This is a genomic window from Streptomyces sp. NPDC002742, assembly GCF_042888885.1.
Classification (GTDB): domain Bacteria; phylum Actinomycetota; class Actinomycetes; order Streptomycetales; family Streptomycetaceae; genus Streptomyces.
Map to the genome: position 1 here is coordinate 1 of NZ_JBIAQF010000015.1, position 21,956 is coordinate 21,956.

Below are 21,956 nucleotides of genomic sequence, written 5' to 3' on the forward strand. Positions count from 1 at the left end.
CGTCCCGGCGTACTTCAACGACTCCGAGCGTCAGGCGACGAAGGAAGCCGGTGAGATCGCCGGTCTCAACGTCCTTCGTATCGTCAACGAGCCCAGCGTGGCCGCTCTGGCGTACGGCCTCGACAAGGACGACCAGACGATCCTCGTCTTCGACCTCGGTGGCGGCACGTTCGACGTGTCCCTCCTGGAGATCGGTGACGGCGTCGTCGAGGTGAAGGCCACCAACGGTGACAACCACCTCGGTGGTGACGACTGGGACCAGCGCGTCGTCGACTACCTGGTGCAGCAGTTCCGCTCCGGTCACGGCGTGGACCTCGCCAAGGACAAGATGGCGCTCCAGCGTCTGCGCGAGGCCGCCGAGAAGGCCAAGATCGAGCTGTCCTCGTCCACCGAGACCTCGATCAACCTGCCCTACATCACGGCCTCCGCCGAGGGCCCGCTGAACCTGGACGAGAAGCTCACGCGCGCCCAGTTCCAGCAGCTGACGGCCGACCTCCTGGAGCGCTGCACGACGCCGTTCCACAACGTCATCAAGGACGCCGGCATCCAGCTGTCCGAGATCGACCACGTCGTTCTCGTCGGCGGCTCCACCCGTATGCCCGCCGTCGCCGAGCTCGTCAAGGAGCTGACCGGTGGCAACGAGGCCAACAAGGGTGTGAACCCGGACGAGGTCGTCGCCATCGGCGCCGCTCTCCAGGCCTGTGTCCTCAAGGGTGAGGTCAAGGACATCATGCTCATGGACGTGACCCCGCTGTCCCTCGGTATCGAGACCAAGGGCGGCATCATGACGAAGCTCATCGAGCGCAACACCACGATCCCGACCAAGCGGTCCGAGATCTTCACCACCGCCGAGGACAACCAGCCGTCCGTGCAGATCCAGGTCTACCAGGGCGAGCGCAAGATCGCGGCGTATAACAAGAAGCTCGGCATGTTCGAGCTGACCGGTCTGCCACCGGCCCCAAGCGGTTCTACGCAGATCGAGGTCGCCTTCGACATCGACGCCAACGGCATCATGCACGTGACCGCGAAGGACCTCGGCACGGGCAAGGAGCAGAAGATGACCGTCACCGGCGGCTCCTCGCTGCCGAAGGACGAGGTCGACCGCATGCGCCAGGAGGCCGAGAAGTACGCGGAGAAGGACCACGCCCGCCGCGAGACCGCCGAGACCCGCAACCAAGCCGAACAGCTCCTTCGTGAAGCCGCAGTCGTTCTTGCCACTGCCAAGGATGAGGTTCCCGAGGGCGTTAGGACTGAAGTGGAGACCGCGCTCGCGGACCTTGCGGGAAAGCTCAAGGAAAGCGACATCATTATCCTTCGGTCAGCAATGAATCGCCTTTCCGTCGCGGCTAATGTGCTATTGGCGGCTTGCTGATTAGTCTGCGAACACGGCTTGATGAATCATGTTAAGCCGCGTTCACAGACCTTCCCTTGTCGTTGCTCCGCACCCTCGGTACAGGCCCAACCGTCTGGCAGTTGAGAGTGCCAGGATGTCGGCTCTCTATCGTGACGGTTTAGTCAGCTTGGGGTGTGTTCCGTGTCGGCTAGCTGGGCTTCGGCGAACGTGCCGTAGCCGGTGGAGCGGTTGAGCAGGGCGAAGTCCATGTCGCCAACGGTCAGCCGGCTGGTGAAGTAGTGCCCGCTTGCAGTCCGGGGGTTCAGACCCGTGACAGACATGCGGCAGGCTCCCTCGTGCCGGGGGCTGCGGCGCTGGTGTTCCACGCGAGGCGTGTTGTCGTAGAGGAACCCGATCTCGACGGTGTCTGAGTTTTCGGGGGAACTGATGGTGGTGTTGCTTGAGCGGGATGTGCTTTCTTTGGTGCGGAGTGTGGCGTGCATGCTCCAGAAGGTCTGCTCGACCGTCAGATACGTGGTGATCGGGCCCTTGTTTCCGCCTTTGGGTATGTGGCTGTCCGAGCTCGGGGACAGGATCACGCGCCAGGTGCCGGTGAGCCAAGGTCGCCCGGTGAGTCGATGGATTCCGGGCCAGTGCCAGGCCCACTTGTCGAACACGATCACGCCGTATCCAACAGCGGCTGGGATGTAGGCGAACAGGTAGCGGAACTGCGATGGGTACAGGCCCAGCGCGAGCAGGATGGCTGTGTAGAGAGTGGCGGCGATGGTGGCGCCGGTGCGGATGGTGGTGGCGGTGCTCATCGTCAGCCTCCGTAGCCGAGGTAGTACCAGGCCCCTTCGATCAGCTCCCGTGCGTCTTTCTCGATCCACTTCTGGCCTTCACCGAAGATCTTCTTGATCCCGTTCGGCTCCATCATGCGCTGGGAACCGAACCAGGTTCCCGTGAGCTGCCGGTAGACCTCATTCAGACTCGAGCGGACCGCGTCGTCGAAGTTGCCGGCGAGCAAGACGTGGTCCGGCACGTTGTAGATCAGGCACTCGGAAAAATACGACGGTAGGGCCTTGAGCACGCCCTCGGCCGCAAGGTCGTTCTCTACGTTCTTCAGGACCCGCACCACGAACTTGTATCGCAGGTTGGTGCTGGTGTTCTTCGCGCGGCCGTTGGCCAGTTGGTGCTCCGGCCAGTTGATGATCCGCTTGCCGTTGCGCCCATAGACGACGCTCCCCACGTGCTGACCCCCGGGCGCCGAGAAGTCGTACTTCACCCACTTGAAGCACGGCACCACGTCGATGCTGGGACGGCTGCCGACAACCTCCGGCACGAAGAAGGCGATGTTGTGGTCCGGGTTCACCCACTGGAAGCGATTCGTGAGAGCGGTGTAGACCTCCTTGCGGAGCTTGGACCTGGTCCACGTCCCAGCGTCGGCCTGTTCACCAAACCACCAGGCCGCCGCGCCGTCGGTGTGGAAGGGTTCGTTCAGCTTCACCATGACGTCCACGTCGCTGTCGCCGCGGACGTTGGTCTTGTTGGGGTAGGAACCCTTCGCCGCGACTGTGATGTCGAGGCCCTGGAACGGCCCGTGCCGGTCGACTGCCTCCTTCACCATGCGCTCGGCCCGCTCCAGCCGAAGCTGCTCGGAACGGCCGGGCGGGTTCTTCCACCTGTTGATCAGAGCGAGCCGCTGCGTAACCGTCAGCTGCTTTGCCATGAGTCCCTCCCTGCCTCTTGCCCTCCGGCGGAAACAGCGTACGGGCGGGGACCGACAAGCCGATCTACGGCAGACACATGCCTCGCCTCGACATGCCCAATGGAGAGAGTCAACTCGCCCCGGCCAAGCGGTGAGGAGCATCGTCACCAAGTTACGCACCAGTATCTTGACCCGGGCGTAACCGCTGCCACTCGAGTGTGAATGGAGCATTAGCGAATCGGCAGTCACGTCAGCCTCCAGTCCGATAGCGTGAACAGCCCTGCAGATTGAGAGGGTGGGCAGGGACCGGCCGGTTAGCGCCCGTTCCGCGATCCGGTACCACGCGATGGCCATATCGAACATTCGAGCGAGTCCATCGCGATAGACATCGTGCCGAATTTAACGCTGCGCGCAACGGCTCCCAAGTATGCGACTGGCCACGCACCAAGAGAACTTCAGAAGATGCCGAGGGGTTCAGTGCACATCAAGTCATTTCGAGTTCAGAACTTTCGCCGCTTGAAGAATGTCCGAGTAGACCTGGACAAGCAGACAACGATTTTCGTCGGAGCTAATAACAGCGGCAAGACGTCTGCGACTCATGTCTTCCAGCGCTTCCTGGATCCCAAGGTTCGATTTCAGATTTATGATTTTACGGCCGACTGTTGGGATGCATTTAACAGCTTCGATCCCGTCACGGGAAATGCTGAGGTGGACCTACCCAAGATCTACTTTGATCTGTGGTTTGAAGTTGACGACGATAATATGCACCGCGTGCTTGACCTCCTGCCAGGTCTTGACTGGAACGGGGAACCCATTGGACTGCGCATGGTGTATGCGCCGAGAGATCCATCCTCGCTCATTGAGAATTATGAGAAGGCACGCAAAGACAGGAAACTGCCCGATGAGGGTCCTGAAGACGCTTACAAGCCGTGGCCTCTGAACCTCACTGACTACCTCACGAAGCGGCTGGCGAGCGAATACGAAATCAAGTACTACGTGCTAGATGCCCGGCAATGCGATGGCGATCTCATCCCTAAGGACGAATACATTCCATTCTGTCTCGGGACGAGTGCATCCGGAGCCGGCGCGATGGTCACTGGCCTTATCAAAGTTGATTTCCTTAATGCTCAGCGGCATCTCACGGATGCGGAGTCACATGGCCGAGCCGAAGACCTGTCTCGGAGGCTTAGCAGGTACTATCAGCGCAACTTGCAGAAGTTTGAGACCGACTTTGGTGCACTTAGCGCTATCGCTAATTCGGAATCTGCCCTCAATGAACATTTCGCTCAAGCGTTTGACTCCATCCTTAAAAGTATTGAGCACCTGGGGTATCCGGGAGCCAGTAACGCCGGCTTGGTGGTCAAGGCTTCGTTCAATATGCAGAACATGCTGAGCACGAGTGCCCGTGTTCACTACATGCTTCCATCCGTAAATGGCGCGCCCTTCTCTGAGTCGTCGCAGGTCCTGCCAGATCAGTACAACGGTCTCGGATTCAAGAATCTGATCTATATGGCCGTTGAAATCCTGGACTTCCATCATGCCTGGGAAGATGCGGAGGGCCAGCGACCGCCGGTACACCTAATCATGATCGAAGAACCGGAAGCCCATCTGCACGCCCAGCTCCAGCAAGTTTTCATTCGCAGAGTATTTGAACTGTTGCCTGAGGCTAAGCCAGGATTTCACACTCAGATGGTTGTCACTACTCATTCGTCACACATCTTGTACGAGAGTAGCTTTCAGCCGATTCGGTATTTCTGTCGAGACAGGGGCGCACAAGCAGTACATCGCAGTGAGGTCAAGAACCTTTCTCTCTTCTATCACGGGGAAGAGGCGGATACGCGCGATTTCCTACAGCAGTATCTGAAACTCACTCACTGCGACCTATTTTTCGCTGACGCCGCCGTATTGGTAGAAGGTAATGTCGAGCGACTGCTGTTGCCGCTAATTATCGAGCGTAAGTTTTCTGCACTGAAGGCCTCCCACCTCACTATTCTCGAAGTTGGCGGGGCGTTTGCCCATAAATTTCAAGAGCTGCTTGAATTTCTGGACATCACCACGCTGGTCATCACGGACCTTGACAGCGTTGAGCCATCCGAAGATAAAGGCGCCGTGGCGAAGGAGACCGAAGGGGGGCATGCCTGCAAGACAACTGTGCCGCGTGCCATGACCTCAAACGAGACACTCAAACACTGGTTTCCGAAGCTGGACACGATTGAGGAATTTCTGGACCTTCCGGACAGCGAGAAGGCTATTAAGTGCGCTGGAGAGGGTGACGGCAACATCCGAGTTGCTTATCAGACCCGTCGACCTGCTGCATGGGGGGCAAACTCGGCTGAGCTGGCCGGTCGCACTCTCGAAGAGGCTTTCGCCTTGGAGAATTTGCCTTGGACTCAAGATCCGTCGAGAAAGACCATCGGTCTATCAATCCCCAAATCAAACCAATTGACACTAGAGGAGTTGCATGACGCGCTCTTCAGGCGGGTTCGGAACCTCGATAAGACGAGATTTGCCCTGGGCCTTATTGCGGAACAAGACATTGCTTGGAAGCCGCCACAGTACATCATGGATGGATTGGTGTGGCTAGGTGAGAGATTGCTGCCTCAATCTGCGGCAACCACGTCGGTGGTGGGAGGAAATAAATGAAATCCAGAATTTCAGCGCCCGACACGCCAGCAGACGTCAGGTTGCATGGCATCTTGGATGGAAAGCAACTCCGGTCCTTCGTTATGGTGGCTGGCGCTGGTTCAGGTAAAACAACTTCCCTGGTTAAGGCGCTCGATCATGTGACGAGGATGCATGGAGACCGTCTAAGAGCTCGAACCCAGCAGGTTGCATGCATCACTTATACAGAGGTGGCAGCTAAAGAGATCCATGCGGACGTGGGTAATAGTTCACTAGTTTCCGTGTCTACTATCCACAGCTTCCTGTGGACCTTGATTAAGCCGTTTCAGACGGATATCGCCAAATGGGTCGACGGTCACGTGAAGGCCGCGATTCAAGAGCTCAAGGAAAAGCAGGGGAATTACACATCGCGCACACGTCCACCGACCATCGCGAAGGACGCTTCGGACCTGGAGAAGCTTGGCGTCCAGCTTAAGCTAATCAAAGAGGTTGAACGCTATTCGTATAGCGTTGGAAGCGATTACGCCAAGGGAATCCTTGGACACGAGGATATTGTAACGATGGTTCCCGACTTGATTTTGGGAAGTAAGCTCCTCGGGCGAATCGTCGCTAGTAAGTACCCTTACATTTTCGTCGACGAGAGTCAGGATACCTTTCCCAACGTCGTCGAGGCGCTGAAATATGTCGACGCACAAGCGCAAGGTTCCTTCTGCCTTGGTTTCTTCGGGGACCCGATGCAGCAGATTTTTCAGCGCGGTGCAGGGTCGATTTCTGAAGAGACAGAATGGGAACGGATCGAGAAGCCAGAGAATTTCCGTAGTTCAACGAGAGTTCTCGGTGTAATTAATCAAGTGCGATCTGAGGCCGACGGCATGGTTCAGGTGCCGGGACGCCCGCCAGAGAAGCAAATAGTCGGAGAGTCCTTCTTCTTCGTTCTTCCTGCAGACGACCAGCGGGGTGAACGATTGGAGAGGGTACGGGTTTGGCTGGGCAAGAACAGTGCGGCCGGCAGTTGGGCTGCGGACTCGGCTGACGATGGTCAAGGTGCGAAGATACTCGTGATCGTGCACCGGATGGTGGCCAAACGGATGGGTTTCGCGCAACTCTATGCAGCCTTCCACGACAGTGGATCGAAGGGTTTTAAGGAAGCATTTGACGAAGGTGACGCTTGGCCACTCAAACCGTTCGAGGACGTCATTCTTCCCATTTGTGCGGCTGATGGCGTGGATTCTCCTTCTGTGATCGCTGTCCTTCGTGATCAGAATGGCGGGGTATTCGACGTAGACGCGTCGGACCGGGACGTGAAAAAGACATTGACCCTTGCGCGTGGCGCAGTAACGGATCTCCGTAAAATCATGAAAGAGGGTGGCTCGGGCTCTGTCGGAAAGGCGCTGAGGCTGGCTGTATCTGCGGGTCTAGTCGCCCCGGACCCACGTCTCTCTGTATATCTGGAGCCCGAGGGGAAGCATTCGGAAATCGTGCTGACTTCGGAAACTAAAGAAGCTTTGGATGCCTTCACGGCCTGCGATGTGAGCGAACTCGCGGCCTACTTTCAGTACATTCGGCAAGAATCTCCCTACTCTACGCAACATGGAACCAAGGGGGCGGAATTCTCCAAGGTCATTGTTGTGTTGGATGACGAAGAAGGGAAGTATTCGCTTTACTCTTACGAGAAATTGCTTGGGATCAAAGAGCTCTCGGAGACTGATAAAAAGAATTTGGCCGCAGGTAAGGATTCGGTTTTGGAACGGACTAGGCGCCTTCTGTACGTGTCTGTGTCACGCGCCGTTGATTCGCTCGCTGTTGTCGTGTTCGCAGGCGACGCCGCTGAGGCAAAGTTGGCGATTGAGAAATCAAAGATTGCGACTGGTGGACTTGTCCTGACCGAAGCTGACCTTGCGCTGCAATAAAGAGCCGAAGGGCCAGTCGAGCAGGGCGGCGCCGTTCAGGCGATGTGTCCGTTTGGTCGCGTGATGCCGAGGGTCGCGAGCGGGTGGCGTCGCGGGCATGGTGGCGGGTGCCCGTGGCGATGTTGGCGTGACGGGCGGGCGTCGATGGTCAGGTTGTGCAGGGTGGCCATTGCGCGAGGCGCCTTCTTTGGCCATGAGCGGTACATGGCATCGGGTTCAGAACGGAAGCTCGGGCGTGCTAGTGCCGCGCGTGATGGCCAAGATCTGTTCGTGGAAGTCGCGAGAGGCGGCCTCGCGCGGGTAGCGGGAGCGGAGTTCCCTGTCCAACTCGTTAGCGACTAAAAGCAGGGAGGGGAGAGACCTCCGATCGGCTGCAAGAGCTGTGGTGCCCATGCCTACGGCCTCTTCTATGTCCCCAGTGCGGGCGGCGGCGACTCCGAGCGTGAGGCGGGCCTCTGCGGCGCGCATGGGGGAGATCTCGGTGCCGTCAGGGCCTGTGCTTATGAGGATCACGGATCGGGCGTGGGCTGCGGCGCGCTCGTCGTCTCCGAGCAGACGGTAGGCGTCCATCTCGTAGAAGTCCCACTTGTCCGGGTCGATGATGAAGTGGTGTTCGGGGTGGTCCGGACGGGGCAGTCGATCCAGCCTCGCGCGTCCGGCGTCCAGGGAGTTACGGACAAGCCGGGCGTCTCCCATCCGGGCGGCGGCGCGCGCTTTGTGTGCGTAGAGCTGTACGCCGACGGAATGTGACTGGTCTGCGGAGTGGCCGGCTTCCACGGCGTCGAGCATGTCGGTCCAGCGGCTTTGAGTGAGAGCGAACCACGCCTCGATCTCCCATGCCCATGCTTTGATCTCGCCGTGTCCGGCTTCGTCGCCGATTCGGAGCGCGGCGGCTTTGCTGAGGTTGGCGGCCTCCCGCTGCCCGCGGTCGTACTGAACGCACGCGTTCAGCAGGAAGAGCCATCCGGCGTCTACGAGAAGCTCGCGGTGCTGACGCAGTGTCATCCGGCCTTCGAGCTGCTTCGTGACGTACTGCAAGCCGTTCCGGGTGCGCTCGTGAAGATAGTCGGCGTCGGCGTACGGGTAGGCGCGGGCCAACTGGTCGATGCCCTGCTCGATCGACTCAAGTGCCGCGCTGTTGATGTTGGACATTTCGGTCCGCCGTAGCACCTCGGCGACGTCCCACAGCCCCGCACCCCCCTGTGCAAGCAGGGTGCTTGGGTCATCCGGAACCAAGATGGTCGTCCCTTGCTCCAGTTCCCACGGGCGTGGAGCCAGTCCCGCGAGGTGGCCTGGAATGCGCAGTCCATCCACCACTTCGAGGATCTTGCGGTGCTGAGTGATCCGTGGTCGAGCGCCCTTGCCGTCGGTCTCCGGCCGGGCCATTTTGCCGATGTGCTCGCGCTTGTAGCCGATCGCCTCGGCGATCTTGGCGTAGCTGACCTTGCCGTGGAGTCGGGCGAGTCTGAAGACCTCGCCGAAGTCGTGACTGGCTATCGCTGAACGCACGTCCGCGCGTTCCAGTACATGCGGCGGCAGCGCTGCCGGCGTCGGAGCAGCTTCGGTCATTTCACTTCCCCATTGTGACTGACCTGACCTGATGTTGACTCTGTGTCCGTTCTGCGAGTGTACCCACGAGGGGGGTCCCCCAGAGGGGGGAGCGACGACAGGTACAGGAGATGCATCCTCTGTCCACCCTGCCGGGAAGGCCTCGGCGGACGTGACCAGAGACGGTGGCTTGTGGCAAATGGATGCGAGAAAAGCGGCGCAGCGCAAACACGTGGTGAGCGAGCTGGATGCCTTCGCTCACTGGTACTCAGCGCCCGATCCGTCCTCGGCCGGGCACTTCTTGACGCTGACGCTCTTCGCTGAGTTCCCCGACACGCTGCGCGTTGCTCGCAACATGACCGCCACGTTCCTTCAAGGCGCTGGCGCGGACACTGCCGTGAATGATGCCCGGCTGATTGTCTCGGAGCTCGTCGGCAACGTGCTGAACCACGCGGTGCCGGACCGGTGCCTCGCTCATCCCGGTGGGAATCGGCGTATCGACGTCACCTTCAAGTTGTGGCCGAAGTGGCTGTTCATCGGGGTCACGGACGAAGACTCGACACCACCTCTCATGCCGCAGGGAGACACGTTCTCCCCTCGCCTCATGGGCGAGTTGGCGGAAGCGGTGTTACCGGACAGCGGCCGGGGGCTACTGATCGTTCAGTGCTTGGCAGCGGCGGTCTGGTGGACGGCTGGGGATCCTGGCGGCAAGACCGTCTGGTGTCGGTTCGACCTCGAAGGCGACTCCGGGGGCGGCAGGTTTTGACGATCTCCGGGCCGTCGGTCCCTCGTTACTCCCTGGCGATCGGGAGCGGGCGGCGGCTCGGGACCGGAGCTACGTCTCCGGCCAACGGGGCGCGGTCTCCTGGGCTTGATCTGCCGGGCTCCCCACCCGGTTCCTAAGGGGCCGCGCTTCACAACCTCATACCGAGACCGGACCACCCCCGCGCCTGGCAGCAACCGGGGTGGTCCGGAGAGGGACACGCGGTCCCCGGTGCCTGATGGTACCGGGGTCGTTGCTCTGCGTTCTGCCCTGGACCAAAGGAAGTTGACGAACCATTACCTAGATCAGGGCAGAGGTGGGCAAGGTGACTGGCTCGGATGAGGACTGGCTGAGCGACGGTCTCGACAGCGAGGGCGCGGAGTGCGGTCTATGGGTGTCGGGCGTCGACTACATCGCGGGCTGGCGCGCGGCGCGGGAAGCAGCGGACCGGCTCAACCGGGCTCTTCTCGGTGCGGGGTTCGAGCTGTCGCAGGTGCGGGCCGTTGCCTCGACGGATGAGTGCGGGCGTGGCGTCGTACGTGTGGCGGTCCGGCTCGACGCTGTAGACCGCTTGGTCGTGTTCCTGGAGGCTGCGACCAGTGGCGAGGGTGGCCCGGCATGAGAGGTGTTGTCGCCAATGAGTGGCGCGCGTGGGCAGGTCGTCGGCCGCCGAGACTTTGGGCGGTAGCTGCCATGGGGCGAGTGAACAGGGGGCCTTACGCTCGCCAGCGGATCGGGCAGTCCTTGGAGCTGCCCGCAAGAGCCCGATCGGCCCCCTGTTCTTCGAGGCTCGCCCCATGGGAGCTGCCTAAAGTCTCGGTGGCCGGCGACCCCCAGCCCTACGGGCCCCGGCCAGATCCGTCCGGTCGATGCCTTCTGTCCTCCGGCGGGCTGCGGTGCGGGCAGTCGGGCGACCGGACGGGACCGGCGGCCACGCCGCACGCCCGGCCGGGGCGGCCGGGCTGCCCGGCGCGCCGCAGGCGCGCCCTTGAGGAAGTGAAGGCTGTTTCGACCGATCGCCATCGGTTCCCGGCTGAGGGCACGCCGCGCGGGCTATTCGGCGTCGATTCGGTAGGTGAGTTCGGTGCGGGCTGCTCCGGTGCGGAGTTCTTCGAGGATCAGGGCCTGGTCGTCGGTGCCGCAGGTGACGCGGGAGACGTGCAGGACCGGGGTCGCGTCGGGCAGGCGCAGCGTGGTGCGCTCGTCGGGCAGCGGCATGCGGGCTCGTACCGACTCCGACCACCACAGCTCGTGGCCGGCCGCCGTCAGCATGGCGTAGATCGCGGCGGGGGCGGCGTCCGGCCTCTTGCCGAGATCGGGCACATCTTCGACGGTGGCGAAAGGGGTCAGTGTCCGGAGCATCGCCCGTGCTCCGGTGGCCGGGTCGACGAGCAGCTGGTCACAGCCGAACAGGGCCTCTCCCACCTGGAGTCCCAGGAGATGGGCCGTGGTTTTGGTGGTGTGGGTGCGGTAGGTGTGCGGTTCCTCGGCCTGCTGCCACGTGGCTACGCCGTACAGCCTGAAATGCCCGGCCGGTGTCCTGCCGATGTGGCGGGAGATCGCGGCGGCGGGACCGCCGGCGGAGCGTACGAAGCTGCCCTTGCCGTGGTGGACGTCGATGAGGCCTTCCCCGCGCAGTGCTGCGACGGCGTTGCGGACGGTGGGTCGCGAGACCTTGTAGCGGTCCATGAGCTGGGCCTCGGAGGGGAGCGGGGCTCCGGGTTCGTACTCGCCGGTGAGGATCGCTTCGCGGATCGCGGCGGCCACCTGCTGGTAGAGGGCTCCGGGGCGCTGGATCTCTGTCATCTCGGCATCTCCGGGTGAGGTCGTAGGCACGTCGCACGCGCGACATCACTCGTCAGCATAAGTAGTTGCACCCTCGCCGTACAGAGCCGCATAGTCATAACTCGTAAGGACAAGTGACGTCTGAATATGTTGGGCGTCCTGACTGGCCAAGGAGGCCATGCAATGCAGTCCATTCCCGTGGACACGGCACGACTGGGCGTACTGCGGTGCGCCATCACACCCGAAGCAAAGATCAGCAACTTCGAGACACAGGAGGTGAAGAAGGACCGGGACGGCAACACGATCTACACGATCGCCGTCACGGTGCGGCAGGACGGACGGCGGATATCCGTCATCGAGATCGCGGTCGCCGGTGAGCCGAAGGGCATCGAGGAAGGGCAGATTCTCAAGGTCACCGGGCTGACCGCGTTCGCCTGGGCCATGGGCGACCGGCACGGAATCAGCTTCCGCGCCGACGCCATCACCCCCGTCCACGGCACTCCCACCTCGGCCAAGACCGGTGGTGCGTGATGGGGCCGATCGCACTCGCCTTCGCTCTCGCCCTACTGGCCTGGGTGCTCGTCGTCGGTGACCTGCTGCGTCGGCACCGTCCGGCCTGGCACTGGTACCTCGCCGGATACCCGGTCGCCGCGTGCCGGGTGGTGTTCACCTGGCGCAAGGTCGCCCTGCTCAACGACCTTTCCGTCTCACGGCGTCCGCCCCGCGGTCTGCTCGGGGACCTGGTCGTCAAGGGCGATCCGCTGCGGCCGGTCATACCCCGGCTTTCTTTCCCGCGGGCCAACCGCATGGGGCTGACGGCGACTGTGCGGCTGCACGCGGGCCAGACACCGGCGACCTACATGAAGGCAGCGGACGCACTCGTGCACGCGTGGAAGGTCCACGCGGTACGGGTCACCTCACCGGAACGCGGCCTCGTCCTGCTCACGGCAACCGCGAGTGATCCGCTGGCCCGGCCCGGCTTAGCCTCGGCGCCCGCCGTCCTCCTGTCCGCTCTCATCGGCGTACTGGAGAGCGGCGGCGCCTGGGTCATGGACCTGCGACTCGTCCCGCACTGGCTCATCGCCGGCGCCACCCGCTCCGGCAAATCCACCCTGCTCGCCCGGCTGATAACCCAACTCGCCCCGCAACCCGTCGCCCTGGTCGGCATCGACTGCAAGGGCGGCATGGAACTCGGCCTCTTCGCCGAACGACTCAGCGCCCTCACCACCTGCCGCCGCGAAGCGGTCGCCGTGCTCACCGCACTCGCCGTCGACATGCAGGACCGCATGCACGCCTGCCGCACGGCGGGGGTCCGCTCCATCTGGGAACTCCCGGAGAAGCTGCGGCCGATACCCGTGGTTGTGATCGTCGACGAACTCGCGGAGCTGTACCTCTCTGACGGTCGACGCGAGAGCAGGGCGGAAGCCGAACAGTGCTCCACCCTCCTCCTGCGCCTGGCCCAGCTCGGTGCCGCGCTCGGCATCCACCTGGTCGTCGCCGGCCAACGTGTCGGCTCCGACCTCGGCCCCGGCGTCACCGCACTGCGGGCCCAGCTCGGCGGCCGGATCTGCCACCGCGTCAACGACCCCGGCACGGCAGAGATGACGTTGGGCGACCTCAACAAGGACGCCGTCGTCGTCGCCCAGTCGATAACCGCAGGGGAACAGGGCGTGGCCGTGTGTACCGGCGCGGACGGCGGTTGGAGCCGCGCCCGCTCCCACCTCACCTCGACCGAAGAGGCCGCAGCAACGGCCAAGAAGTACAGCGCCCTGACCCCCGAACTGCCCGCCATCGTCCATGCCCTCGCGGCGCTCGAAGGAGACGACAAGTGATCAGCACAGGTACCGCCGTGTCCCTCGTGGTCGTCTTCGGGATCATCACCTTCCTCCTCGTACGCTCCCGCGACGTCCGCGCCTGGGAAGCCGTCTGCATCGCCCTCTTCGGCATGTACCTCGGCCAGACCCCCGTCAGCCTCACCATCAACGGCCTTATGACCTGGGTCCTGAGCGGCTTCTCCCACTTCTAGGCAGGAAGGACGTAGGCCATGCCGATGCGCCGCGTGAGATGCCCCAACTGCAAGGGCGAAGGGGCCCGCACCACCTGGACCGGACGACTTCGGCGCTGCCGCGTTTGCCGCGGCACCGGAACCATCCGCTGAACCCCAACGCACCACACACACCACCCAAGGAGTGATCCCCATGACCAATTGCGCGCCACCAACCATTACCCGTGCCGCCTCGGCGGCCCACCCCGGAAGGCCACCACCATCACACCCGAGTTCACCCCGGCTGACAGGCGCGCCGCCCTCGACCGCGCGGCGCGCCTGTGTCAGCTCCCCGAAGCAGACCGCGACGCCATACGCATCGCCCAAGATCCTCAGTTCACCCGCTGGCTCGACCAGATCACGGCCACCGGCGGGTGCGCGCATCCGGTGCACCTGTCGGGGGCGACGACCACCCTGGACGGTTCGACCGGCGAGATCATCCAGCACTACGACACCCGCAATGAGCCCGGTGAACGGCTCCTCATCCGCTGCCGCAACCGACGCTCAACCGTCTGCGCACCTTGCTCCCGACTCCACGCGGGCGACACCTACCACCTCGTCCGCGCCGGCCTCCTCGGCGGCAAGAACATCCCGACAACGGTCCGCGACCGACCCCGGCTCTTCATCACCCTCACCGCACCGTCCTTCGGCCCGGTGCACCGCGCCGGGGAACGATGCCGCCCCCGTCGAGACCGCGGACGCTGCGAGCACGGTCGGCCCCTCGGCTGCGGCGCCGTCCACGACACGACCGATCCCCTCGTCGGCCAACCCCTCTGCACCGACTGCTACGACTACCCGGCCCACGTCCTCTGGCACGCACACGCGGGAAAGCTGTGGGACCGCTTCGTCATCGACGTCCGGCGACGGTTGGCCTCCTCCGCCAGCCTCGTACAGTCCCGATTCGCCGATCACGCCCGACTGTCCTTCGCCCGCGTCGCCGAGTACCAGAAACGGGCTGCCGTCCACGTTCACGCCGTCGTCCGCCTCGACGGACCGGCCGGACCCGACGACGAACCCCCGCCCTGGGGCACCACCGACCGACTCACCGACACCGTGCGCGCCTCCGCCCGGCGGGTCCGGGTCCGCACTCCCCACAGTCCCGCCGTCGGCGAACTCAATCTCCGCTGGGGCGCTCAGATCGACGTCCGGCCTCTACGGACTGACGGGCTTGGCCCGGACGACGACGCCGTAGCCGCGTACGTCGCCAAATACGTCACCAAGGGAGCAAGCGAGACAGGCGCCGGCACCGACCATCGGCTCACCACCCGGGGCGACATCGACGCAGTCCCCGTCACCGACCACGTGCGGGCCCTTATGCTCACCTGCTGGCGCCTCGGCAGTCTCACCGAGTTCGCGCCCCTGCATCTGCGGGCCTGGGCTCACACGCTCGGCTACCGCGGCCACATCCTCACCAAGTCGCGGGCCTACTCGACGACATACGCGGCCTTGCGCGCAGAACGAGCAGCGCACCAGACCCACGGCGCTGCTCAGGAAACCGTCCCCAGCGCGGTAGTTGAAAAGCACTGGCGCTATGTCGGCTCCGGCCACACCCCCGGTGCTGCTCTCCTGGCTGCCGGAGTCGCTGAAGACCTTGCGCGGCTACGGGAGGTCGTCCGAGACCAGCGGTCGTCTGTGTTCGGGGAGGCGGTCCTCTGACGGCACGACGTGAGAGTGCGGAGGACGCTGGGTGGGCCTGGGCCAGGGAGCATGCGCGCCAGGCGCCCAAGTGGTCGGACGCCCGCTGGCGGCAAGTGAACGCGATCCTCGGACTTGAGGTCGGAACGAGTAGGTCCCGTACCGGCAAGCGTGCGCCGTGAATGGCGGCACGAAGTTGATCGCGCCGTTCAGTCTTCGTCTCGGTAGACAGGCGTGAGCCGACTCCAGACCGGACTACGGGGCCTGCCGGCAGGACTGACCAGGACGGTCAACAACGTCTTCTCGATGTAGGCGCGCTGCTCCACGAAATCGAGGTCGTCCCACACGCTCCGCAGGTCGATCGGCTTCCCCTTCGCTCGCAGAGCGCGACGGCGCCACTCGTTGCGTTCGTTGATCAGTCGGCGTTCCGTCGCTTCCGCCTTCGCCAAGAATGCGAAGAACCGCTCCTTGCTGACGAGGCGCTGGTCTCGCCGCTCGGTCCAGTCCTCGATGTCCTCCCGGATACGGGCAAGCTGCCCTTCGCCGTCCCAGTCCTCTGGGGCTGCTGCCGTCGCTTCCCTTTCCTGGGCCTCCTCCTCGTACTTGGTGATGACGAGCATCTTGAGGGCCTTGTCGGTTTCTGGACCCGAGATACGGATGCCGCCGCACCCGTAGCCGGTCCCCTTGTCAGGGCAGGTGTAGTCGAAGAACCCTTCCGGCTTCTTCCGGCTCGGGACTGCCTTCATCGCGCGCAAGTGGCCCCCGCACCCGTTCTTGTCACACCGGAGGATGCCTGTTCCCAGGTACTTCCGGGCGTTGTGCGCCCCGCCGGGCTCGGGGCGGTTTCCGATGACCGCGGTGACGGCTTCCCAGTCGGTCACGGAGATGATCGGCTCCCACTGGCCCTTGACCGGTTCGCCGTCGTCATTGAGTACGGGCTCGACCCTGATGCTTTCGCCTCCTGTCTCCGGAGTGAACTCCCGCACCTTCCTTGAGCGGTAGCCGCAGATACGGGGATTGCGAAGGATCTGCTTCACAGTGCCCTTGCTCCATGTGTTGCCCAGCGTCGTCTTGATGCCCTGCTTGTTCCAGTCGACTGCGATCGTCCGCGGGGACGCGCCGGTGAGAATGCGCTCGACCGCTTTACGTATCGCGGCGGCTTCCTTCGGCTCGATCGTGCGCTTGTCGGCCTTGTAGCCGAAGGGGCGGGTACTTCCCACCGGGATGCCGGCCTGCTGCATGGCGTGGTGCTTGCGACGGACACGCCGGGCCGTGTCGGCACTCGACTTGTTGGCCACTGCAACCAGCAGACGCGCGACCGTCCGGCCGTTGTCGGTGAGGAGATCGAGCGTGCCGGTGATGTCGATGATCGGGCGGCGGAAGTTCTCGACCACCTCGATGGCATCCTCAAGATGCCGGTTGTCCCGAGTCAGGCGGTCTATGTCGTAAACGATCAGTCCGTCCAACGGCTGCCCGTCCGGCGTCGTCCCGCGCTTGAGATCTTCCAGTGCTCCTTCGAACACGGGGCGGATCACGCGATAGGCGACCGTGCCGTCCGGCTGCCGGACCCTCCGGCGCTTCCACGCCGAGGTGTCGGGCTCCTCGTAGGTGTGGACGTACTGGCCTTCGCGGCTCTCGACGAACCTGCGAGCGTCCTTCTCCTGCTCATCCCGGCTCTTGATGTCTCGGCCGGTCGCTGGCCGCCACCTCGTGCCGCCTTCGGCGGGGCGATCCGACTTCTTGCTCAGCCTCCGGGCGGACACTTCCTCGTCGTCCGCTTCGAGGGAGAGCCGGACCAGCCCTGCCCAGCGCTGACCTGCGAGGTCACCCCAGTGCGCCCGCCGTACTAAGTCATCGGTCATGAAGCGAGGTTACTTCTGGCGATGCTCTGTTCGGTGGAGATGCCTGCGCCGCTGAGGATGGCGACAAGTGGCCTGTTCATGGGCCGAGAGTAGGACGCTTGCCAGCTCAGAGCGAGCGGATATCAGGGTGTGGTCCGTGCCGGCTTGGTCGGTTGGGACCGGCTCGGCCCGCCTGCCGTCCGGAGTGCAGATTCGCTACCACTTGGAAACGGGACGGGATGATATGGATCACCAACCCGCGTTGACAGACCTCTGTCCGTCGCCAGCGACACAGGCCACAGACGAGTGGGCGCTGATGAGCGTGAGGTTGTGGCGATCGTCCGCATTCGGGTTGCGAGCACCGTCCATTGCTCGTCCCCTCCGGTTGAGCGTCGACCGAGCCGACCTTCGTGTCCGTGACTTGGCCGGCCAGGCCCTTGGGCATAGTCCCTGCCGAGCAATGGGTCGGGGAACGATGGCGCGCAAGAAGCCGCAACGTGACTGTTGCGGTGTGTGACGGGGCGTGGGTGCCCGTTCGCGGCCCAGTTCTGCGGTGCCGTCGTGCGTAGGACGTCGAACTCGTTGCCCTCAGGGTCCGCCATGACCACCCAGTTTCGGTCTGGCCCTTGACCGACATCCGCCTTGGTGGCTCCGAGGCCGAGCAATCTGGTCACCTCGTCCTCGGCACTGCCGCCGACCTGGCTGACGATCCAGATGCCCAAGCAGCGACTCGCCGCTTTGCCGAGGAGGGCGCCCGCGCGTGCAGTGGGATCCCGAGCGAAACCTGCACCTACAACCCTTGCCCTACCGTTCCCCGCAACTCGGCCTCGTGGGCGAGTCCGTCCGCCGCTACGCGAACGAGTGGACAGTCGCCATCAGTGACGTCACCCCGCTCGCTCACGAGACGCACACAGTCGGGCGCGGCACTGTCTCAGCGAGTGTGGTGGCTCGCCGTTCAAGGTCCCGGTTCCGGCGGCTGGGGCCTCCAACAGATCTGGGGTGCCCGGATCAGTGCTGTAACGAAGGGGACAAGATCGCACACATGGCGTGGTCGCCGTGCCTACCCTGCCTGACATGGGCGGGATCGATGTGGCCAACGGAGTCGTCGGCGCTGTGCTCGGGATGCTGTTCGCGGTGCTGTTCCAGCAACCCTTACAAAACACCTGGTACAGGCTGCAAACTCGCTCAACGCGTGCGGTACGCGGCCTGAGGCAACGGGAGGAGTCCAGTCCTGCGTGGAGAACCTTCTCCCTCGGCCCTCTTCACACCTCCGCCCTGATTGTTGAAGGAGACGGCGAATCCGCCATACCCGCCGAAGCCGTCTACATCCAAGTGCTCGACCAAACCATCGAATTGCCCTCGGACATGGTCGGCTGGCGGGCTGAAATCGAAGCGGAGAGTACGCGTTTACGGGCAGAAGGTCGGACGCCGTTGTGGAACGGTCCTCGCTACGCGGTCGAGTCGTTCGACGTCTCGCGGACCGCTCTCGACGAGCAACCCGAAGTCCACCTGCGTCTGCGCCCAACGGACTACTACACCTTTCTCGCGGCTCAACAACTCGACCGTCGGCTGCCCGACGGGACAACACCCCGTTCACGCTATCTCGACCCTGACGATCCGCTGGCGGCGCCCGCGTTTCTGCAATGCAGTTTTGCCATCAACGTCGCGGTTGTGACCGCCGACGACATGTTGGTCATCAGCCAACGCAGTGACCGGGTCCGCATGGCACCTGGCGTCTGGAACTCCTCCGTCAACGAGGGCATGTCACGGCACATCGATTCGTCCGGCAGGAGTGCCCCGGACCTGTATGCAGTCGCCCGTCGTGGGATGCGGGAGGAACTGTCCATCGAACCACTCGACTACTCCGTCGAGTTGCTCGCCTTTGTGCTGGACATCGAGAAGCGCCACTGGAGCGCCCACTTCTACGCCAGACTGAACGACTTGAATCGGGAGGATCTACAGGAACGCATGAGCAGAGGAGTGTCGGATCGCTGGGAACATCAGACCATCGACTACGTACCTTTCCGCCCAGCGACCGTGGTCAAATACATGCTGCGTCCCGATCGAATTCACCGATGGGCTCCTCTCGCGCCGGCATTGTTCCATCTGGCATTGGTGCATGTGTTCAGCCGTGCACCGGTCGAAAGAGCGATGGCGCAAGTCATTCGACAGATATAGGAGGACCGTCGTCTGTCGGGAGCGCAGCCCGTGTCCGGGACGAACTGGGCATCGGGACTCGCCGAGTAAGCTCTCTTGATTTCCACTCAAGCTTTGGGGATCAGTCCTTCACGTCGACGCGGAGAGTTCGGCTGGGGCCGAAAGGTCTATGGACACGGCTTGACATGGATCAAGCCGAGCTTTCTGTGGATGATGTATCGCTGCGGCTGGGGTACGAAGGAGGGCCAAGAGACCGTTCTGGCCGTCGAGATCAGTCGCGAGGGTTTCGAGTGGGCCCTGCGCAATGCGTGCCTGTCGCACTACTTGCGCGGGGTGCACGAGAACCAGGCCGCCTGGAAGCGGGAGTTGAGGAGGGCACCCGCGCGTGTGCAGTGGGACCCCGAACGGGATCTACGGCTGCGGCCCTTGCCGTACCGGTCCCTGCAACTCGGCCTCTCGGGTGAGGCTGCGCGACGCTACGCGGACGAGTGGACGGTTGCCATCCGCGACGTCACCCCACTCGTCCACGAGGTCCACGCCCTCGTCAGCGGCGGCGACCTGGACTCAGCCGTCCGACTGCTGCCCCAGGAAGACTCCTGTACCGGCCAGGACGAGCTCATCGCTCACCTGCAGGGATGAGGAACGGGTTCACCCGACCTCCCGCCCTCGGGCCGGTCCGGGTGACAGCTGAATCGCTTCTCCCTCACTCGTTCGAGCGGAGCGAAAATGCTCCTGCCCGCTAGGCTGAGGCGTGGGACAGAATCGCGCCCATGGGAGCAGCCATGACCACCCCAGCCGCTGAGCAACCACTCATCCCTCAGCCGCCTGCAACGGTCGCCACGCTACGGCAGGCCATCAGCCAGATCGCGCCCGCCTCGCTCCCCGCCTTCACGCGGGAGCTGGACCAGGCGGCCGACCAGTCCCGACAGGGCTCCGATCTTGCCCCTCTCCGGCGATTCATCACCCAGTGGGCCGTCTATGTCCACATCCAACGCCAGCCCGGCCTGGCTGCAGATTTCCGCCACTGGGAGAACACCGCTGAAGCGGGCGACGCCGCGCAGGCACGACAGGCCGCCGCCGAGATCGGACGGCTTCTCGATGAAGCCCACGCGGCCGTCGGTCTCTCGACCCGGTGAGTCCGGGCTGGCGCTGGGAATACGACCCTGATCACGATCACGTGGCGGGCGGCCTCCCGGCCCACGTCGTGGCGGAAGTCGAACGCCTGGCCGGCCAACTCGTCGAGCTCGCCAGTACGGGAATCGACGTCAGTGATCTCGGCAACGGCCCAAGACCGGGCGGCCTACGTCGTATGGACGCGGCCGGCGGATGGTTCTAGTTCCTCGTGGCCCCGCGCGCCCCACTCATCATCATCGTCCGCATCGTGCCCCCGTTCGACGCCTTGTAGCGACTGCACCGGCCCTCTCACCTTCCAAGAGCTGTCTGGGACGAGACCGGACACCGGCTTCCGGTCCGGACCGCCCGCGTAGCCCTTGCCGCCCAGCGCGAAGTCCCAGTCCCCGAGCTCGTAACACAATCTCGTTGGGATCGGTAAGGCACGGGGTGCCTGTGGGGTGAGGCTGGAATGATTGCGGCCACGCCGACGACCTCGGCGAGCGAGGCACCCCACCTCCTGGGCGGCCCTGGCCTCGGCTACCGCACCCGCACCTGGGAACGTCACCATGTAGCGGACGCTACGTCACCTCCCCGGATTCACTGACGGCTTCCAGCAGCGCGGTTGCGGTCTCGTTGTGCGGAGTGGGGATGCCTAGGCGGGCACCCATGCGCACCACTGCGCCGTTGCGCGCGTCGTATTCCAGCGGCCGGCCTGCCAGGCGGTCCCACAGCATGCTGCTGCCGGACTCGGCCGGCATCGTCCGCAGCCGAGCGATGACCTGGTCGGCCAGGTCCTCGGGAAGGTTCGCGCCCGACGCGGCGGCGACCTGTCGTGCCTCTTCCACCAACGCGTGGCCCAGGCGGGCGATGCGGGGATTGGCGAAGACCGGCATACGGCGCATCGTCAGGGCGGTAATGGCGCCGTTGGCCGCATTCAGGCACAACTTCGCCCAAGCTGCGGTCACGAAGTCTTCGGTCAAGGCCACGGTGATGCCGCTGTCTTGGCACAGGGCCGCAAATCTCGCGCCGTCGTCGCCCTCGGGTACCACGACCCTCGGGCGGTCGAACAGCCGGATGTGGCCGCGTTGCGGCGATTCGGCCGCGATCTCCACCACCACCGGAAGGACCCGGGCCGCGCCTGTCAGCGGCGCGACGCGCTCAAGGTGCTCGACACCGTTTTGCAGCACCGCGACACGGGTGTCCGCACCGCACAGCCGTTCCAACCAGGGCGCGGCCCCAGCCGTCTGATGAGCCTTGGTCGCCAGCACCACCCACTCGACTGCAGACACCTGAGCAGGGTCAAGAATCTCCGGAATCAATGTGTTCTCGACCGCCCCGTCGGGCCGCGTGATCCGCAGTCCGCCCAGCGGCGAGCGCACGCAGGCAGTCACCTCCATACGCCCCGTCGAGGCCAGGCCCGCGGCCACCACGGAGCCCACCGCGCCCATGCCCACCACCGCAACACGTGTCATGACCACTGAGCCTACCCATGAGCAG

General features: G+C 63.8%; 17 protein-coding genes and 3 pseudogenes. 13 read left to right on the forward strand and 7 right to left on the reverse strand.

Features of this window, described 5'->3' with window-relative positions:
* A pseudogene (gene dnaK, locus ACFYW8_RS26180) lies at positions 1–1,357 on the forward strand (molecular chaperone DnaK); the annotation flags it as partial.
* 158 nt (positions 1,358–1,515) lie between these two features.
* Here dnaK and ACFYW8_RS26185 read toward each other — a convergent pair.
* Together ACFYW8_RS26185 and ACFYW8_RS26190 are read right to left on the reverse strand one after the other, a co-directional pair.
* On the reverse strand, positions 1,516–2,154 hold the full coding sequence (locus tag ACFYW8_RS26185) for a hypothetical protein (RefSeq protein ID WP_389080688.1): 639 nt from the start codon (positions 2,152–2,154) through the stop codon (positions 1,516–1,518).
* Positions 2,155–2,156: 2 nt separating this feature from the next.
* Entirely contained in the window at positions 2,157–3,062 is a 906-nt protein-coding gene (locus ACFYW8_RS26190) for a nucleotidyltransferase (protein ID WP_389080691.1), read from the reverse strand.
* 456 nt (positions 3,063–3,518) lie between these two features.
* On the opposite strand from ACFYW8_RS26190, the gene ACFYW8_RS26195 reads away from it, so the two are divergent.
* Entirely contained in the window at positions 3,519–5,684 is a 2,166-nt protein-coding gene (locus tag ACFYW8_RS26195; RefSeq protein ID WP_389080694.1) for an ATP-dependent endonuclease, read from the forward strand.
* A complete protein-coding gene (locus tag ACFYW8_RS26200; RefSeq protein WP_389080696.1) occupies positions 5,681–7,573 on the forward strand; it encodes a UvrD-helicase domain-containing protein in 1,893 nt (630 codons plus the stop codon). The genes ACFYW8_RS26195 and ACFYW8_RS26200 overlap by 4 nt, the downstream gene beginning before the upstream one ends.
* A 216-nt stretch (positions 7,574–7,789) precedes the next feature.
* Here ACFYW8_RS26200 and ACFYW8_RS26205 read toward each other — a convergent pair whose 3' ends face one another.
* Complete coding sequence (locus ACFYW8_RS26205) at positions 7,790–9,142, reverse strand: tetratricopeptide repeat protein (RefSeq protein WP_389080698.1); 1,353 nt, start codon at positions 9,140–9,142, stop codon at positions 7,790–7,792.
* A gap of 178 nt (positions 9,143–9,320) precedes the next feature.
* Between ACFYW8_RS26205 and ACFYW8_RS26210 the strand changes: the two genes are divergently transcribed.
* Together ACFYW8_RS26210 and ACFYW8_RS26215 are read left to right on the forward strand one after the other, a co-directional pair.
* The gene (locus ACFYW8_RS26210; protein WP_389080702.1) at positions 9,321–9,887 is read left to right on the forward strand and encodes an ATP-binding protein; all 567 of its coding nucleotides are present in this window, start codon (positions 9,321–9,323) and stop codon (positions 9,885–9,887) included.
* Between the two features lie 322 nt (positions 9,888–10,209).
* The gene (locus ACFYW8_RS26215) at positions 10,210–10,506 is read left to right on the forward strand and encodes a hypothetical protein (RefSeq protein ID WP_389080706.1); all 297 of its coding nucleotides are present in this window, start codon (positions 10,210–10,212) and stop codon (positions 10,504–10,506) included.
* Between the two features lie 431 nt (positions 10,507–10,937).
* On the opposite strand, the gene ACFYW8_RS26220 is transcribed toward ACFYW8_RS26215, so the two are convergent.
* The gene (locus ACFYW8_RS26220; RefSeq protein WP_389080711.1) at positions 10,938–11,690 is read right to left on the reverse strand and encodes a GntR family transcriptional regulator; all 753 of its coding nucleotides are present in this window, start codon (positions 11,688–11,690) and stop codon (positions 10,938–10,940) included.
* A gap of 162 nt (positions 11,691–11,852) precedes the next feature.
* On the opposite strand from ACFYW8_RS26220, the gene ACFYW8_RS26225 reads away from it, so the two are divergent.
* From ACFYW8_RS26225 to ACFYW8_RS26240, 4 genes are all read left to right on the forward strand, one after another.
* Positions 11,853–12,200 carry a hypothetical protein gene (locus ACFYW8_RS26225; RefSeq protein WP_389080715.1) on the forward strand — a complete coding sequence of 116 codons (348 nt, stop codon included), beginning with the start codon at positions 11,853–11,855 and terminating at the stop codon, positions 12,198–12,200.
* Entirely contained in the window at positions 12,200–13,501 is a 1,302-nt protein-coding gene (locus ACFYW8_RS26230; protein WP_389080719.1) for an FtsK/SpoIIIE domain-containing protein, read from the forward strand. Before ACFYW8_RS26225 ends, ACFYW8_RS26230 begins: the two co-directional genes overlap by 1 nt.
* On the forward strand, positions 13,498–13,695 hold the full coding sequence (locus ACFYW8_RS26235; protein ID WP_164373190.1) for a hypothetical protein: 198 nt from the start codon (positions 13,498–13,500) through the stop codon (positions 13,693–13,695). Before ACFYW8_RS26230 ends, ACFYW8_RS26235 begins: the two co-directional genes overlap by 4 nt.
* A gap of 297 nt (positions 13,696–13,992) precedes the next feature.
* On the forward strand, positions 13,993–15,369 hold the full coding sequence (locus tag ACFYW8_RS26240) for a replication initiator (protein WP_389081440.1): 1,377 nt from the start codon (positions 13,993–13,995) through the stop codon (positions 15,367–15,369).
* A gap of 188 nt (positions 15,370–15,557) precedes the next feature.
* Here the strand turns inward: ACFYW8_RS26240 and ACFYW8_RS26245 are convergent, their stop codons facing one another.
* Positions 15,558–17,210: a recombinase family protein gene (locus tag ACFYW8_RS26245; RefSeq protein ID WP_389080726.1), complete on the reverse strand. Its 1,653-nt coding sequence runs from the start codon at positions 17,208–17,210 to the stop codon at positions 15,558–15,560.
* 530 nt (positions 17,211–17,740) lie between these two features.
* Positions 17,741–17,896 (reverse strand): annotated as a pseudogene (locus tag ACFYW8_RS26250) (VOC family protein); the annotation flags it as partial.
* A 50-nt stretch (positions 17,897–17,946) separates the two neighbouring features.
* Between ACFYW8_RS26250 and ACFYW8_RS26255 the strand changes: the two are divergent.
* The 4 genes and pseudogenes from ACFYW8_RS26255 to ACFYW8_RS26270 form a co-directional block, all read left to right on the forward strand.
* Positions 17,947–18,100, forward strand: a pseudogene (locus ACFYW8_RS26255) (DUF4291 family protein); the annotation flags it as partial.
* A 163-nt stretch (positions 18,101–18,263) separates the two neighbouring features.
* Entirely contained in the window at positions 18,264–19,367 is a 1,104-nt protein-coding gene (locus ACFYW8_RS26260) for a hypothetical protein (protein ID WP_389080731.1), read from the forward strand.
* A gap of 99 nt (positions 19,368–19,466) precedes the next feature.
* Positions 19,467–19,985 (forward strand): DUF4291 domain-containing protein, encoded by a 519-nt coding sequence (locus ACFYW8_RS26265; protein ID WP_389081446.1) that lies wholly within the window; start codon positions 19,467–19,469, stop codon positions 19,983–19,985.
* A 143-nt stretch (positions 19,986–20,128) separates the two neighbouring features.
* Positions 20,129–20,482: a DUF6247 family protein gene (locus tag ACFYW8_RS26270; RefSeq protein ID WP_389080735.1), complete on the forward strand. Its 354-nt coding sequence runs from the start codon at positions 20,129–20,131 to the stop codon at positions 20,480–20,482.
* Between the two features lie 555 nt (positions 20,483–21,037).
* Here ACFYW8_RS26270 and ACFYW8_RS26275 read toward each other — a convergent pair.
* Positions 21,038–21,931 (reverse strand): 2-dehydropantoate 2-reductase, encoded by an 894-nt coding sequence (locus ACFYW8_RS26275; RefSeq protein WP_389080740.1) that lies wholly within the window; start codon positions 21,929–21,931, stop codon positions 21,038–21,040.
* Between the last annotated feature and the right edge of the window lie 25 nt (positions 21,932–21,956).

What these genes read in the sequence shown, in the direction of transcription:
- ACFYW8_RS26185 (WP_389080688.1), bottom strand. Translation starts at nt 2,154, where the DNA reads ATGAGCACCGCCACCACCATCCGCACCGGCGCCACCATCGCCGCCACT.
- ACFYW8_RS26190 (WP_389080691.1), bottom strand. Translation starts at nt 3,062, where the DNA reads ATGGCAAAGCAGCTGACGGTTACGCAGCGGCTCGCTCTGATCAACAGG.
- ACFYW8_RS26200 (WP_389080696.1), top strand. Translation starts at nt 5,681, where the DNA reads ATGAAATCCAGAATTTCAGCGCCCGACACGCCAGCAGACGTCAGGTTG.
- ACFYW8_RS26205 (WP_389080698.1), bottom strand. Translation starts at nt 9,142, where the DNA reads ATGACCGAAGCTGCTCCGACGCCGGCAGCGCTGCCGCCGCATGTACTG.
- ACFYW8_RS26210 (WP_389080702.1), top strand. Translation starts at nt 9,321, where the DNA reads ATGGATGCGAGAAAAGCGGCGCAGCGCAAACACGTGGTGAGCGAGCTG.
- ACFYW8_RS26220 (WP_389080711.1), bottom strand. Translation starts at nt 11,690, where the DNA reads ATGACAGAGATCCAGCGCCCCGGAGCCCTCTACCAGCAGGTGGCCGCC.
- ACFYW8_RS26225 (WP_389080715.1), top strand. Translation starts at nt 11,853, where the DNA reads ATGCAGTCCATTCCCGTGGACACGGCACGACTGGGCGTACTGCGGTGC.
- ACFYW8_RS26230 (WP_389080719.1), top strand. Translation starts at nt 12,200, where the DNA reads ATGGGGCCGATCGCACTCGCCTTCGCTCTCGCCCTACTGGCCTGGGTG.
- ACFYW8_RS26245 (WP_389080726.1), bottom strand. Translation starts at nt 17,210, where the DNA reads ATGACCGATGACTTAGTACGGCGGGCGCACTGGGGTGACCTCGCAGGT.
- ACFYW8_RS26260 (WP_389080731.1), top strand. Translation starts at nt 18,264, where the DNA reads ATGGGCGGGATCGATGTGGCCAACGGAGTCGTCGGCGCTGTGCTCGGG.
- ACFYW8_RS26270 (WP_389080735.1), top strand. Translation starts at nt 20,129, where the DNA reads ATGACCACCCCAGCCGCTGAGCAACCACTCATCCCTCAGCCGCCTGCA.
- ACFYW8_RS26275 (WP_389080740.1), bottom strand. Translation starts at nt 21,931, where the DNA reads ATGACACGTGTTGCGGTGGTGGGCATGGGCGCGGTGGGCTCCGTGGTG.